The organism is Paraglaciecola marina (assembly GCF_004360155.1).
GTDB lineage: Bacteria > Pseudomonadota > Gammaproteobacteria > Enterobacterales > Alteromonadaceae > Paraglaciecola > Paraglaciecola marina.
Genome location: NZ_ML178734.1, coordinates 1 through 1,659 on the forward strand (window position 1 = coordinate 1; position 1,659 = coordinate 1,659).

A 1,659-nucleotide genomic window follows, 5' to 3' on the forward strand; every position below is an offset into this window, starting at 1 on the left:
CGACAATAGAAACAAAAAGTAATCTCATAAACGTATAACGCCAAGCTCACCTGCAGTTTTTGCGGAGAGCAATTGTGTAAAATGGAGCTACGCGACATACACAATTGAGCGTAGAAAAAAATGTCAGGTGCAGCTTTTTGTTATGCATTGCTGATTAACCAATTGAAGCAACCTGAGCAATGGTGGTTTCACCAGCCTGCTCGACCACCTGACCAGATATTGAGCCTGTAATTGATAGCTTGCCACCATTGTTTATAACATCCCCCGAAACCATACCGAGGATTTCAACTTCTGCTCCAGTTTCAACATAAAGTGATTTAGTTGCCATGCCGTGAAGAACCAAATACCCGCCTTCTTTAACGGTTACGTTACCAGTAAACATTCCGTGCATCTTCAATGCAGATGTTATTTCAACATCACCTTCAATTTTTCCATGCTCAGTCTTCATTTCTTCTCCTTGGATGCATAACGAGGCTGTAGAAAAAGTCGATTTTGACAATTCTACGCACCGCTTTCTTTAATTTTATAATGTTTACAACTTTGCCTTGGGCAATTGTATTTTGCAAAGTTTTTTACGCAGAGTAGGTAATTAGTGAGTTGAGCGGTTTGTCGGCTTGAATATGGGGTTTTGAAGGGGTTTCTGAGGTAGGTTGAAGTGGGCTAATTATGCCGCTAACTGGCCGTAATTCTTCAGTTTCTCGATATTATGTATCAAACAGAACAAGTGCCATTGGCCTTGTACCTTATCTTTACCTCTCAAGCTAAAACGGTTGAGTTGTTTGTTGGTGCCGATGTTACCAAACACAGGTTCGACTACTGACATCCGGTGACTGTATATTTGTTTGCCTTGTGGGCTATCCACCCTGTGCTTCATCCAGTCTGTGTAAGTAGGTGGCCTGTTGTTATCTAACCTGAAGGACACTTGTCGNTTGGGTCGAAGCTAAACTCACTAGCTTGGAATACTGTTTTCTTGCGGGTTTTCTTGTCTTGGTGGCGTTTTCCGTACTTGGTTTTTTGCTCGTTGAATTTAGGGTCACGGCTTCTGAACTGATTGTCTGGAATATAAGCGTTGATGTCATTATCATGTAAATACTCCATGTTCTTCTCATTCGCGAAACCAGTATCGGCAGTAATGATGGTTTGGGCTTTCAATATATCTTCGCTAATGGCTAACCGTTTAAACCTATCTTGAATATGCGCTAGAACAGGCTGCAATGTATGGTGCTCTTGTCCTTCGCCAAACACTTGCGCATCTACTATCACTTGGTGCTTTTTATCCACTGTTGCTACACCATTGTAACCTTGAATCGTCCCTTTACTGGTCGTCATCTTGGCCGATTCATTGTCGGTAATGTTACTTTTCACTTCCTTGGGACGTTTGCCTTTACCCATCCGTGGCTCGGCTGCCTTTAGAAATTGGTCTATCTTATCGTGCGCCTTATTCAAGGTTTCAATGGCTTGCTCTGCTCGTTGTTTACGAGCTTCGTCAGCACTTTCACTTTTATCCAACTTCTCATGCTCACTCATGTGATAACGAATTTGACGCTTAAGCTTAGCCCGCTTCTCTTCAAGATCCTTAAACGTACCCGACCATTCCTTCGCTGCGTTAGATGACATTTTACAGCCATCAATTGCAAACAATTCATTACCCAATAACCC

At 42.4% G+C, this 1,659-nt stretch carries 2 protein-coding genes and 1 pseudogene; all 3 read right to left on the reverse strand.

Annotated elements, in window-relative coordinates; genetic code table 11:
• Positions 1–154: 154 nt before the first annotated feature.
• The gene (locus EOK74_RS05985; protein WP_133469021.1) at positions 155–448 is read right to left on the reverse strand and encodes a hypothetical protein; all 294 of its coding nucleotides are present in this window, start codon (positions 446–448) and stop codon (positions 155–157) included.
• 216 nt (positions 449–664) lie between these two features.
• Positions 665–928 (reverse strand): transposase (locus EOK74_RS21010; protein ID WP_239024032.1); only part of this gene is annotated, 264 nt, incomplete at its 5' end.
• Between the two features lies 1 nt (position 929).
• Positions 930–1,659 (reverse strand): annotated as a pseudogene (locus EOK74_RS21240) (transposase); the annotation flags it as partial.